Origin of the sequence: Mucilaginibacter sp. SG564 (assembly GCF_013149275.1) — a bacterium.
Lineage (GTDB): Bacteria > Bacteroidota > Bacteroidia > Sphingobacteriales > Sphingobacteriaceae > Mucilaginibacter.
In genome coordinates this window covers 408,548-421,932 of sequence record NZ_JABGNA010000003.1, presented here as the reverse complement: position 1 = coordinate 421,932, position 13,385 = coordinate 408,548, and the positions used below count along the sequence as shown (strand labels likewise).

The 13,385-nt window shown below is 42.1% G+C and carries 7 protein-coding genes; 2 read left to right on the top strand and 5 right to left on the bottom strand.

Translation table 11 applies throughout. The annotated features are described in order from the left end of the window. Positions 1-54: 54 nt before the first annotated feature. Both FHW89_RS09305 and lpdA read right to left on the bottom strand, forming a co-directional pair. Positions 55-894, bottom strand: a complete 840-nt coding sequence (locus FHW89_RS09305) for an MBL fold metallo-hydrolase (protein ID WP_172334753.1) — start codon at positions 892-894, stop codon at positions 55-57. Positions 895-1,004: 110 nt separating this feature from the next. Continuing rightward, positions 1,005-2,396, bottom strand: coding sequence for a dihydrolipoyl dehydrogenase (lpdA, locus tag FHW89_RS09300; RefSeq protein ID WP_172334752.1), 1,392 nt, complete (start codon positions 2,394-2,396; stop codon positions 1,005-1,007). Between the two features lie 363 nt (positions 2,397-2,759). Here lpdA and FHW89_RS09295 point away from each other — a divergent pair, with 363 nt between their 5' ends. Further along, entirely contained in the window at positions 2,760-6,119 is a 3,360-nt protein-coding gene (locus tag FHW89_RS09295; protein WP_172334751.1) for a TonB-dependent receptor, read from the top strand. Between the two features lie 124 nt (positions 6,120-6,243). On the opposite strand, the gene FHW89_RS09290 is transcribed toward FHW89_RS09295, so the two are convergent. The 3 genes from FHW89_RS09290 to FHW89_RS09280 all read right to left on the bottom strand — a co-directional run bounded on the left by FHW89_RS09290 (position 6,244) and on the right by FHW89_RS09280 (position 10,837). Continuing rightward, the gene (locus tag FHW89_RS09290) at positions 6,244-6,933 is read right to left on the bottom strand and encodes a sterol desaturase family protein (RefSeq protein WP_172334750.1); all 690 of its coding nucleotides are present in this window, start codon (positions 6,931-6,933) and stop codon (positions 6,244-6,246) included. Positions 6,934-7,087: 154 nt separating this feature from the next. Further along, positions 7,088-8,266 carry an AIR synthase related protein gene (locus FHW89_RS09285; protein WP_172334749.1) on the bottom strand — a complete coding sequence of 393 codons (1,179 nt, stop codon included), beginning with the start codon at positions 8,264-8,266 and terminating at the stop codon, positions 7,088-7,090. A 396-nt stretch (positions 8,267-8,662) separates the two neighbouring features. Continuing rightward, positions 8,663-10,837 (bottom strand): glutamine synthetase III, encoded by a 2,175-nt coding sequence (locus FHW89_RS09280; RefSeq protein WP_172334748.1) that lies wholly within the window; start codon positions 10,835-10,837, stop codon positions 8,663-8,665. Positions 10,838-11,653: 816 nt separating this feature from the next. Between FHW89_RS09280 and FHW89_RS09275 the strand changes: the two genes are divergently transcribed. Continuing rightward, positions 11,654-13,276: an ammonium transporter gene (locus tag FHW89_RS09275; RefSeq protein ID WP_172334747.1), complete on the top strand. Its 1,623-nt coding sequence runs from the start codon at positions 11,654-11,656 to the stop codon at positions 13,274-13,276. The last annotated feature ends 109 nt before the right edge of the window (positions 13,277-13,385 follow it).

The window sequence follows — 13,385 nt, the reverse complement described above, 5'->3', positions numbered from 1 at the left end:
TAATTGTTAAAACCCGCAAGCGGTATGGTTTTTGTGGTATCCATAAAACACTTATTAAATATCACTCAGTTTAAACGCCTCTTTTAACCTCGGTCCTTTCTCCGTTTGCTGCAATGTACAACATTCATTAATGGGATCGTGTTCAAAATACAATATATATTCCTGTTCTACGGCTTCATTTAAAAATAGTTTCTTTTCGGCCAGCGTTTTCAGCGGAAACATGTCATAGGCCATTACGTAGGGAAGTGGCAGATGCCCAACAGATGGCAGCAGATCGGCCATATAGAGTATCTTTTTGTCTTTATAACCTATCAATGGCAGCATCATGGCATCGGTGTGGCCATAAACAAAGCGTATATGAAAGTTTTCGGCGAATTTTATGCCATCTGTACTATCCACAAACTGTAATTGGCCGCTTTGCTGTATGGGCAGTATATTCTCTTTCAGAAATGATGCTTTTTCACGCTCATTGGGGTTTACCGCCCATTCCCAGTGTTGCGGATTGCTCCAATAAACCGCATTCTTAAAGGCAGGTAGTAACTTATCACCATCACGTATCACTGCGCCGCCAACATGGTCAAAATGCAGGTGGGTTAAAAATACATCGGTAATATCGTCGCGATGAAAGCCAAGAGCTGCCAGCGAACTGTCAATAGTGGCAGTGCCATGCAGGTAATAATGACCGAAGAATTTTTCGTCCTGTTTATTGCCGATGCCGGTATCGATCAATATCAGTCGCTTACCATCCTCTACCAGCAGGCAGCGCATGGCCCAGGTGCAGAGGTTATTATCGTCGGCAGGATTGGTTTTGTTCCAGATGGTTTTGGGTACTACGCCAAACATGGCGCCGCCATCCAACTTAAAAAAACCGGTATCTATTGTGTGGAGTTTCATAGTAAGTCAAAAGTAAAAATTCAAAATTCAAAAACTCTACTCCGGTTGATATAAAAACAAAAGCCGGTAACTATATAAGCAACCGGCTTTTGAATTTTAACTTTTGAATTTTACAAATGTATACATTCGCCGTAAGCTTCGGCGGCAGCTTCCATTACAGCTTCGCTCATGGTTGGGTGCGGATGAACCGATTTGATGATCTCATGACCTGTTGCTTCCAGCTTGCGTGCGGTAACTACTTCGGCAATCAGTTCGGTAACGTTATTACCCAGCATGTGTGCGCCCAGGAACTCGCCGTATTTGGCATCAAATATCAGTTTTACAAAACCATCTTTAGCACCGGCTGCGCTGGCTTTACCTGATGCCGAGAATGGGAACTTACCCACTTTAATTTCGTAACCGGCTTCTTTAGCGGCTTTTTCGGTATAACCCACAGAGGCAACTTCGGGCGAGCAGTAAGTACAACCCGGAAGGTTGTTGTAATTTAATGGCTCAGGGTGGTGACCTGCAATTTTCTCTACGCAGATGATGCCTTCGGCGGAGGCTACGTGTGCCAGCGCCTGACCTTTTACAATATCGCCAATAGCATAAACGCCTTCTACATTGGTGCGGTAAAAATCATCAACGAGTACTTTGCCTTTATCTGTTTTAACACCGTTTTCTTCTAAACCGATGCCTTCGATATTGGTAGAGATACCCACGGCTGATAATACAACCTCGGCTTCCAATATCTCAACACCCGATGCGGTTTTAACGTTCACTTTGCAAAGCTCGCCGCTGGTATCAACAGACTCCACATTAGCGCTGGTCATAATGTTGATGCCTTGTTTTTTCAGGATACGGTTCAATCCTTTTGAAACTTCTTCATCCTCCAACGGAACGATGTTATCCAAATACTCTACTACGGTAACTTTAGTGCCGATAGAGTTATAGAAATAAGCAAATTCGATACCGATAGCGCCAGAACCTACCACTACCAATGATTTTGGTTGTTTGGGTAATGACATAGCCTCGCGGTAGCCAATCACTTTTTTGCCATCCTGTTTCAGGTTAGGTAATTCGCGTGAGCGGCCGCCAGTGGCCAGTATAATATGTTTAGCGGTGATTTGTTTGGTTGAGCCATCAGCGGCCTTTACTTCAACAACACCTTTTGATTTTAATTTACCAAAACCGGCAACTACATCAATCTTGTTTTTCTTCATCAAAAACTGGATGCCTTTGCTCATGCCATCGGCAACACCGCGGCTGCGTTTGATAACCGATTCAAAATTAACCTCGCCGGTACCATTTACATTGATGCCATAATCAGAAGCGTGGTTGATGTATTCAAATACCTGGGCACTTTTTAATAGGGCTTTAGTGGGGATACAACCCCAGTTAAGACATATGCCGCCTACTGATTCTTTTTCAATAACAGCAGTTTTTAAACCAAGTTGGGAAGCGCGGATTGCTGCTACGTAACCACCCGGGCCTGATCCTATAACAATTAAATCGTAATCCATATTTTAATGATGTATAATTTAAATTTTCGCTTTGTACGGATTAAAGCTAAACTGTGTTGTTACACACAGGCGTTAATTTTAATGGCCCAAAGCTAAGTAAAAGGGCTGAAAAGGAAAAATGGAATAAGAAGGCTCAGAGAGCCCCGCGTTATTATTTACAATCAGATGCTATTTACCCGGCCAGCCCGGTAAATTATTATAAATATTATATAATATCTACCGGTTTACTTGTGATTCATATTATGTACGAATGAAACTGTTGAAAAATATATAATAATTGTTAACATAAAATTAACATTGACAATCAGCCTATTACTTATCTTTGCGGCTAATCAACACAAAGTATAATTAAAAAAGCAATTTATGAGGAAGCCTTTACTTCTTTTATTATTATTGGCCGGTTTTATGTTCCTTAACAGGAATGCCTTTGCACAGGGTGTAACAACAGCCAGTGTAAACGGTATTGTAACCGATGCCAAGGGTGGAATTCCGGGTGCTACCGTAACCATCACCCACCAACCTACCGGTACTGTGTATTCAACAGTAACCCGTGCCGATGGGCGTTATAATATCCCCAACTTAAGAGTAGGTGGCCCGTACACCTTTAAAGTAAGTTTTGTTGGATACAAAAACTTTGTTCAGGAAGGTATTACCCTTTCTATTGGTCAGGATCAAAAGATCAATTCCAAACTGGAGGATAATCTGACTGCGTTAAAAGAGGTAGTAATTACCGGTTCGCAAGGTAAAGTGATCAACTCATCACGTACCGGAGCGCGCGAAACAATCAACCGTCAGCAAATTGAAAACTTACCAACTGTTGCCCGTTCATTACAGGATTTTACCAAATTAACACCTTCTGCAAACTCAACCGGTACTTTTAATAGTTTCGGTGGCCGTAGCGGAGCTTATAATAACGTAACTGTTGACGGTGCATTGTTCAATAACTCTTTTGGTTTATCAAGTACTTTGGGTGGCCAGGCCAGTTCACAGCCTATATCATTAGACGCGATCGATCAGATTCAGGTTGATATTGCCCCTTATGACGTACGCCAGGGTAACTTTACCGGCGCTGGTGTTAATACCGTAGTAAAATCAGGTACTAACCAGGTAAAAGGTACTGCTTATTATTATGGTCGTGGTACCAGGTTAACAGGTTACCATGCAGGTACAACCAACGTGCCTATTACTCCGTTTGATTACCATACCGATGGTGTTGCTGTAGGTGGTCCGATCATCAAAAATAAATTGTTCTTATTTGTATCAGGTGAACAGGAAAGAGTTAGCGCGCCACCGGCAAATGCTTTAGTAGCAGGCCGTCCGGGTTTAAGCGGATCGAACGTATCAAACGTACAAGCCAGCACATTAGATGCTATCAAAGCAAAACTGGCAAGCTATGGTTATGATCCGGGAGCTTATGAAAACTATGTTTACAGAACTTCAAGCAACAAGTTAACTGCTAAGTTAGATTGGAATATTGATAAGAATAATACTTTAAGTGCTAAGTATTTTTACTTAAAATCATTTAAAGATCAGCCAGCCAGTAACTCGGGTATCCCTAACAGCGATGGTATAACCACCGTAGGTTATGGTACCACCCGCGCACCTGGTCCAAATACTTTGCCTTTCTACGGATCTGGTTATACTATCAACAATAACTTTAATATCGGTATAGTTGAGTTAAATAGCCGCATCAGCAACTCTATGTCAAACAAATTGACTGTGGGTTACTCTGCATTAAGGGACTTCCGTAATTTCCTGGGTAATGGTTCATTACCAATGGTTGATATAGGTAATGGTTCTTCTGATGCCAATGGCGTTGTTACCTCTCCTGCAAGTGCTACAGCAACCAGCTTTGGTTCTGAGCTTTATACTGCGGGTAACTTATTAAATACCAACATTTGGCAGTTTGCTGATGACTTTACCATTTATTCTGGTAAACATGAGTTCACTATAGGTACGAGTAACCAGATCCAGAGCTACACTAACGGTTTTGCTCCAGATTACAATGGTTTATATACTTATAATTCAGCTTCTGACTTTATCAATGGATTGCCAGCACAAGCTTATACTTACCGCTATTCGGCTGTTGGCAGCGGGTTCCCATTTGCTAAGATCAAAGCGTCTATTTATAGTGTATATGTACAGGATAAATACCATGTAACTGATAACTTCAGATTAACATATGGTTTAAGAGCCGATTATAACGTATTCCCAACTACATTAGCTTCTAACAGCAATGCTGCTGCCCTTACTTTTCAGGGTGGTACACATGTTGATGTTTCTAAGCTGCCAAAAAATAGGGTACAGCTTTCACCTCGTGTAGGTTTTAACTGGGATGTAAATGGCGATCAGTCTACCCAAATACGTGGTGGTTCTGGTTTGTTTACCGGTCCGGTACCATTTGTGTGGATATCTAACCAGGCATCAAACAACGGTTTGTTATTTGGTTCATATACCGTTACGCAGAAAAACTCTCCTGGCGATCCAAGATTGTTATTCAATCAAAATGTTAACGCGAATCGTCCGGCTAATGCGGCAGCCAATAACTCATACGAGCTTGACGTTGCTGACCCGAACCTGAAATATCCAAAAATCTGGAGAACCAACTTAGCGGTTGACCAAAAACTACCTGGCGGTATTATAGGTACTATCGAAGGTGCTTATACCAAAGATATCCGTGCTATTTATCACCAGAACTTAGTATTATCTGATTCATACACCACTTTGGCTGGTCCTGAAGGTCAAATCCAGTACGCTTCAAAAAATACTACAGCTCCAACAACGGCCAATCCTACCACTGCCACTAATCCATTTATCAATGGTTTATATTATATGAGAAATACCAGCAAAGGTTTCTCATACTTTATTACCGGTCAGTTGCAAAAAAGCTTCAGCAACGGTTTTGCCGCCAGCGTAGCTTATACTTATACCAAATCAAAGGATGTTAACGATGGTGGTTCAACCGCTGCAACTATCTGGAACACACGTTATGTTGCAGGTAACCCGAACGCAGATAATCTGTCAAACAGTTCTTATGTACAGCCAAACCGTATTATTGCAACCGTATCATACCGCAAACAATATGCTAAAAACTTTGCATCAACCATTGGTTTAGTATTTGAAGCGGCTAACAACGGCGCTATATCATATATTACTGCTAATGACCCTAACGGGGATGGTGCTACCAACGATTTGATGTATATCCCTAAAAATAAGAGTGATCTTATTCTGGTTGCAGCGCCTACAGCAGCAAATGGAACCAAGGATACCCGTACAGCAGATCAGATCTGGACTCAGTTGAATAACTTCATCAACCAGGATCCTTATCTGAGCCAGCACAGAGGTCAGTTTGCTCAAAGAAACGGTGCGATATTACCTACCTACAAAAGAGTTGACTTGCACTTTGCACAAGACTTTTTCATACAAGCAGGTAAAACTAAAAATACACTCGAACTTACTTTCGACGTAATTAACTTTACTAACCTGTTGAACCGTAACTGGGGTAACCAACAAGTATCGTACAGTGGTTTCAACAATGGTGCAACAACTGTGTTAAGATATATGGGCCCTCAAAAAAATGCAGATGGTTCAACTCAGGCAACTTATTCGTTCCCTTATCTTGATGCCAACAACCAGATACCCGTTACTAATTCATACAAAACAGATATCAGTCAGTTCTCACGTTTCCAGGCTCAGATCGGTGTTAGATACATATTTAACTAATCGTTTCTCCTGAAACAGAGATATAAAACAAAAAGACCAGGCCAATTTGGCCTGGTCTTTTTGTTTTATCGTCCTTTGTCCTAAAGTTTTTGCTCCTTGTTTCCCCAAATCTTTACTCCCAAAATCATCCCTTATAAGTTCTAAAGATCTTATCCCAGATATTGGTATAAAAGCCAAAGTTGTGGTTGATATTTAAATGATGCTGGTGATGAAATGATGATGTACCCAGATATTTAAAAGGTATAATTCTTCGGATGCTTGCCGGGACGGGCTCTATACCCAAATGGCCCATGATGCCAAAAAAAACATTCACTACCAGGTAAATGAAAACAGCATAAATATTAAAGTTGAACAACAGGAGCAGGGCCAGCCATAAGCAGCCAAAGCCTACCGTTTCCAGCGGGTGCAATACAAACAGATCAATGGGGATAGGATCGGCATAATGGTGATGAAATTTATGGATGGCTTTGTATAATATTGACCGATGTATGGCGTAATGAAACAAAAACATCGCCAGATCCATCAGCATAAAAAGAACTAAAAAATCAAAACCGATACGCCAGGATATGGTATAGCTGAGCAGAATATAACCATGTTTCCATAACCAAAAGCCGGCGTAGGTTATAGCTGTATTAATTACGTTGGTTAAAATACAAATGAATACCTCCTTGCGGGAAGCAGGTTTGATAGGTTTGTGATTGAATTTGAGTATCAGCCAGCCAAACAACAATGCTAATACGGTCACCAACAGGTTCTCGGTCAAAAATATCACCCAAAGATTAAAAGTTGATTGTGCCGACAGGAACCTAAGCATAGGCGAGTTTTTTGTAATCAAGAACCAAGAAGTCAAGATACAAGAAAAACAATAATAGTTGTCAGCCTTTAAACGCGGCTATTGAAACAAGGTTTTTATATACAGATATTTTTCTGTCTTGATTCTTGACTCTTATTATCTTGCTTCTCGGCTTTTAATACTCAAACACCCCAAACTCAGATGTTACCGTCACCTTTTTGCTATCAGCCGCTTCAACGCGACCGATAACCTGCGCGTCGACACCAAAGCTTTTGGATATGGTTATGAGTTCTGCCGCTATTTCCTGGGGTACATAAAGCTCCATACGATGACCCATATTGAAAACTTTGTACATTTCCTGCCAGCTGGTTTTTGATTCCTCGTGGATGAGCTTAAATAGCGGTGGTACAGGGAAAAGATTATCCTTGATGATATGCAGGTTGTCAATAAAGTGCAGCACCTTGGTTTGCGCGCCGCCGCTGCAATGTACCATGCCATGTATCTGGTTGCGGTAAGCATCGAGCATTTTTTTGATGATAGGGGCGTAGGTGCGGGTAGCGCTCAGTACCAGTTTGCCTGCAGTTACTGATTGGTTGTTGCCTATATCAATTTTATCAGTCAGGTTTTTACTGCCGCTAAAGATCAATTCGTAAGGAATGACCGCATCGTAACTTTCGGGATATTTATCGGCTATGGTTTTGTTAAATACATCATGACGGGCCGAGGTTAAACCGTTGGAGCCCATGCCGCCGTTATATTCTTTTTCATAACTGGCTTGTCCGTATGAGGCCAGGCCAACAATCACATCACCGGGTTGGATACGGTGGTTTGATATCACATCCTCGCGTTTCATGCGGCAGGTAACGGTGGAGTCGACAATGATGGTACGCACCAGGTCGCCCACATCAGCGGTTTCGCCGCCAGTGGAGTAGATGCCGATGCCAGCTTCACGCAACTCGCTCAGAATTTCTTCGGTACCGTTGATGATGGCCGCGATCACTTCACCCGGTATCAAATTTTTGTTGCGGCCAATGGTTGATGACAGCAGGATGTTATCCGTAGCACCTACACAAAGCAGGTCGTCAAGGTTCATGATAATAGCATCCTGGGCAATACCGCGCCATACCGATATATCGCCGGTTTCTTTCCAGTAAGTATAAGCTAAGGATGATTTGGTGCCCGCACCATCTGCATGCATAATATTGCAATAATCCTCGTCGCCGGTTAATATATCGGGTACAATTTTGCAGAAAGCTTGTGGGAAAATACCCTTGTCGATATTTTTTATTGCATTGTGTACATCATCCTTGGAGGCAGATACGCCACGTTGATCATAACGTTGTGAAGAAACCATAGCGCAAAACTAATGATTTTGACATTAATTGTCACGAATTTATGCGAATTGCACGAATGCGATGAAACACGGATTGCGCGAATTGGGCCCGGTACCGACTCACCCCGCCTACGCTTCGCTAGGCGACCCTCTCTTCGCCTACTGCGGAAAGAGGGTGAAGGGAAAAATAGATCTGTCATGCTCAACGAAGTGAAGCATCTATTATTGAACTTTTCAATCTTAAAATAGATCCTTCGTTCCTCAGGATGACAAAAAACTCCCTCTTTACGCCGTAGGCGAAGAGAGGGATGTCGAGCGCAGCGATGACAGGGTGAGTCGTCGCCGCGTGATGATCCAATGTACTTTAAACAAAAAGGAGCTGACCTAAGTCAACTCCTTCAAAAAATTAGTGTTTATTTACTTTATAAATAGCAGCTCCCTGAATTTTGGTAGTGGCCAAAGGGTGTCATCTATCAATTGCTCCAGTTTATCTACATGGTAGCGTATCGGCTGGAAGAACGTTTTAACCTTTTCGTCATAATCAATGGCACGTTGGCGTATATCTTCTATCACATTAGCTTTTTTGCGTTCATCAACCATTTGCTCCACGTTTGCTTTTATAAAGTTCACGTGTTCGGCTATTTTGGTGATAATGTCAAGTTGGGCGGCGTAAGTATCGGCGCTTAGGCCAAGATCTTTGAGGCCTTTTACGTTCTCGATCAATTTAGATTGATAGGCAATAGCCGATGGAATGATCACATTCAGTACCAGCTCGCCAATAACGCGCGCCTCTATCTGTAATTTCTTGTAGAAAGCATCCAGCAAGATCTCGTGACGGGCATGTGCTTCGCGAGGAGTAAATATGCCAGTTTCTGCAAAAAGGATATCTGTTTTTTCGGATAACATGGCATCCAGCGCTTTTGGCGTAGTTTTGATGTTTGATAAGCCTCTTTCTTCTGCTTCTTTTTCCCATGCATCGCTGTAGCCATTGCCCTCAAAGCGGATGTTTTTCGACTCTTTGATGTATTTTTTGATCACCATTAACAGGGCCACATCTTTTTTCTCGCCCTTTTTGATCAGCTTATCTACATCATACTTGAATTTTTTAAGCTGATCGGCCACAATCAGATTCAACACCGTCATCGGGCTGGCAGAGTTTGCTGATGACCCTACGGCGCGCAGCTCAAACTTATTACCGGTAAAGGCAAAAGGCGAGGTACGGTTACGGTCGGTATTATCGGGCAATATCTGTGGTATTTTAGGGATGCCCTGCCATAGCAAGTTATCTTCTTTGATCTTTTTGCTGATCCTCGAAGTTTCTATTTCGTCCAGCACATCATTCAGCTGGCTGCCCAGGAAAATAGAGATGATAGCCGGAGGGGCTTCATTAGCACCTAAGCGGTGATCATTATTTACCGAAGCGATAGACGCTCTTAACAAATCTGCATGCTCATAAACCGCTTTAATTGTATTTACAAAGAAGGTGAGGAACATGAGGTTGTTCTTAGGCGTTTTACCTGGCGACAACAGGTTTTTACCTGTATTGGTTATCAGTGACCAGTTATTGTGCTTACCTGAACCATTGATGCCGGCGTAAGGTTTTTCGTGCAACAACACTTTGAAATTGTGGCGACGGGCAACACGGTCCATCAGGTCCATTAATAATTGGTTGTGGTCAATGGCCAGGTTTATCTCTTCATAAATAGGGGCGCACTCAAACTGCGAAGGTGCAACCTCGTTGTGGCGGGTTTTTAAAGGTATACCTAGTAACAAGGCCTCGGCTTCCATATCCTGCATGTAAGCATACACGCGCTCCGGTATCGATCCAAAATAATGATCTTCCAATTGCTGGTTTTTGGCCGATATGTGACCGAACAGGGTACGGCCGGTTAAATACAGATCGGGACGCGCATTAAATAAGGCAATATCAACCAGGAAATATTCCTGCTCGATACCTAAGGACGCATTTACCTTTTCGATGCCTTTATCAAAATAGTGGCAAACATCTACAGCGGCTTTATCTAAAACGCTTAATGCTTTTAATAATGGTACTTTATAATCCAGGGCCTCGCCGGTGTAGGAGACAAAAACGGTAGGTATACATAAAGTGCGGGCCATCAAAAATGCAGGTGATGATGGATCCCAGGCGGTATAACCACGGGCCTCAAAGGTATTGCGGATGCCGCCGCTCGGAAAGCTTGAAGCATCTGGCTCTTGCTGCGCCAATGCATCACCGGAGAAACGCTCAATGGCGCCTCCATCGGCAGTTGGTTCAAAAAAAGCGTCGTGCTTTTCGGCGGTAGTGCCGGTAAGCGGTTGAAACCAGTGCGTATAATGCGTTGCTCCTTTACCCAACGCCCATGATTTCATAGCTGCGGCAATTTGCTCGGCCAGGTCGCGCGGGATTGGTTCACCTTTTTCGATAGAGTTAATGATTCCCTGATAGGCCTCTGTTGAAAGGTATTCCTTCATTTTCTTTTTATCGAAAACATTGGCACCAAAATAATCTGAAATTTTTGAAGAAGGTGGTTTCACTTCCGGGATGGTCCTGCCCAGGACGTCCTGTAGTGCTTTAAATCGGATGTTAGACATAAGATATACGGTTTAAATAAAGGTCAACTCTCAAAAATAGAACTATCCTTTAAAATATGTGCAAAATTTAGCGGAAATATGATATAAGTAAGTAAATGAATAGAAAAATCAATAAAAAAATAGGTTATGCCGAATTTATTTGGGCATACCTAAGGATATTCACCCTTGTCGGGTCAAAAATTTGCCTGTTGCGGCGGTGTATCTGTGAGTGAGATGCTGAATAAATTCGGCGTAACCTCCGCCTTTTAGCTTTCGCCCCCTTTTCGAGCTAATAAAAAACACATGAATTTTAAAAAGTGATTGCCCTGGTCAATAAAACTTAAATTCTGAATATTTCTAAGAAAATCACTCATTTGGCGCCTTGAGTTGAGTTTAAATTTGAATTTTATGCTGTTTTTTCTTGTTTTTTGCTCTGAAATATTCAAAAAATCAAATTTTGTCTGAAAAATTCTTCATTTTTTTTGAATGTGTGAATTTAAATTGATTTGTAGGTGAATAAAATTTCAAAATCATTAAAATTTACCTTAAATTTTAGTTTTGATTTACAATTTTCGTAAATATTGCATTTTTTAGCGTTATTTTTTTGTTAAAAATTTGTTATTCTTAAAATTACTGCATAATTTCAGAAAATAATTTACAGAAACATCATAATTATTGAGTTTTTTATAAAATTATCAATAATTGAATTGTTAAAAGGTAGTATTTGTGAGGTGGGATGATGGTTTTTGTGGATTTTTACCCTGCAATCAAGCTTAATTAAATAAACAATCAAACTAAATTAAACTTTTAAAAACAATCAAACTAAATTAAAGACAAATGAAAGTAAGTTCAACAAAACACAACCTCCTGAGTGCAGTCCGACAACTGTCACGTGAAAAATGGGCGCTGGGAGCTACCATTTTAACAGGAAAAATGATTGGGTTAGGGTTGGTATTGGTGGCCATGATGAGTTTACCTGGTATATTAGGTACATCTGCTCACGCTGCCGACACTTACACCGCTCACGAGACGGCACTGATCAATACTGTTAATACGGTATGGACACTGGTGGCCGCCTTTTTGGTTTTCGGTATGCAGGCTGGTTTTGTGATGCTTGAAGCTGGCTTTGCCCGTAAAAGAGAAACGGTTAACGTTTTAATGGAGTGTATTTTTGATACATGTCTTTGCGGGTTATTGTTTTACGCAATAGGTTATGCCTTTATGTTTGGTAACGGTAATGGCTTTATTGGCTGGGGTGGCTTAGGCGCCGACGGCAAAACCATTACTAACTGGTTCTTTTTACAAAATACGCCCGCTACTTATGGTTCAACCGGTATTCCGCTTTTGGCACACTGGATTTTCCAATATGCGTTTGCCGATACTTGTTCAACAATTGTTTCTGGTGCCATGATCGGTCGTACCAGTTTCCGTGGCGATATTTTATACAGTATAGGTATTACAGGTTTTATTTATCCAATAATTGGTCACTGGGCATGGGGTCCGGATGGTTTCCTGGCTACCATGGGAACTTCGGGAATTTTCGCTCACTTAACCGCTCAGCCTTTCCGTGACTTTGCAGGTTCAACCGTGGTACATACTATAGGTGGTGTGGCCTCATTGGCTGGCGCTATGGTATTAGGCCCTCGGTTAGGCAGAATATTTGCCCGTGACGATAAAGAAAAAGGAGGATTGCCTGCAGGTCATAACTTATTAGTTGCTGCCGTAGGTGGTTTTATATTATGGTTTGGCTGGTATGGTTTCAACCCTGGTTCAACCTTAAGCGCAATGGATATGCAGGGTATTGGCCGTGTTGCTGCTAATACTACCCTTGCTGCTTGCGCTGGTGGTTTTGCTGCTATGCTTGCCGCGCTTTGGTGGGGCCCAACAAAAGGCAAGTTCGATCTGGCCTTTACTATCAATGGATTTTTAGGCGGTTTGGTTGCTATTACCTGTCCATGCTACTGGGTAAGTCCGTTTGGCTCTATTTTATTAGGCGCGGTTGCCGGCTTCGTGATATTTGCTGGTGTTTACCTGATCGAGTGGTTCCGCATTGACGATCCGGTTGGCGCGGTTTCTGTTCACGGTCTGTGCGGTATCTGGGGTACTTTATCATTAGGCTTATTCGCTTCTGGTCAGTTTGGTGCCACGGGGCCAACAGGTGCCGATAACTCTGCTCCGGTTGCAGGTTTATTCTATGGTGGTGGTTTTGGTGTACTGAAGGCTCAATTCATCGGCAGCTTTGCTATTACAGCTTCGGTGTTTATAGTAACTTTTGCCATGATGTTTATCATCAACAAATTGCCAAATCCATGGAAACTGCGTATCGAAGAACATGGCGAAGCTGGCTTAGGCGGTATCGATGTGTTTGATCACGGTATCGAAGTTTACCCAGCTCAGGAAGAAGAGATCAGCTTGAGCGGTCTTTTTGACAAGGGGGTTAAGTCGACTACCGAAGTTTAAGACGACGAATAAATAATAACAAAAAGATTCCCGGTCGGGGTCTTGTAATACCTTGTGTGGTTGGTGTGTGGCTTTAATGCAATGGCATCGCCAACTGCACAGGGATTTT